At 80.9% G+C, this 586-nt stretch carries 2 protein-coding genes; both read right to left on the bottom strand.

The window, feature by feature from the left end; genetic code table 11:
- Window positions 1-387 (bottom strand): class I SAM-dependent methyltransferase (locus ACYVKY_RS00235; protein ID WP_460432975.1); only part of this gene is annotated, 387 nt, incomplete at its 3' end.
- A gap of 19 nt (window positions 388-406) precedes the next feature.
- A partial coding sequence (locus ACYVKY_RS00230; protein WP_460432974.1) for a hypothetical protein occupies window positions 407-586 on the bottom strand: 180 nt, incomplete at its 5' end.

The following is a 586-nucleotide window of genomic DNA, read 5'->3' as shown; positions in this document are numbered from 1 at the left end:
GGCGACGACCAGGCTGAGCCGGCCGGACGGGCGCAGCACCGCGCGCAGGCCCGCGAGCGCCGCGGCGGGGTCGTCGACGACCTCGAGCACACCGTGGCAGAGCACCAGGTCGACCGACCCCGCGCCGACGAGCCCGGGCAGGTCGTCGGCGTCGCCCTGCACGCCGCGCAGCCGGTCGGCGACGCCCGCCTCGTCGGCCCGGCGGCCGAGCGCGGCCAGGGCGTCGGGGCTGGGGTCGACGACGGTGACGCGGTGCCCGGACGCGGCCAGCCGGACGGCCTGCCCCCCGGTGCCGCCGCCGAGGTCGAGCACGTCGCGGGCACCGTCGCCGCCGCACTGCGCGAGCAGCCGGTCGATGGCGGCCGCGAGCGGCGGGAGGGCGTCCACCCGGGCAACAGTAGTGCGGTCACCGGCCCGGGCTCCCCGGGCTGGCGTGCCACAGCGTGCGCGGCGCGGCGCGGCGTGCGCGGCGCTCCTCGGCGTCGGTCTCGGACCGGCCGGCGAGCCCGCGGGTGCCGCGGACGTCGTCGCCCGCGGGCCGCTGCTCGACGCTGGCGACGAAGGTGCCGTCCTCGTCCCAGTAGCG

This window comes from Angustibacter speluncae (assembly GCF_054777815.1).
Note: the sequence above shows the minus strand (reverse complement) of the source record. Positions and strands in the feature narration are given on the sequence as shown.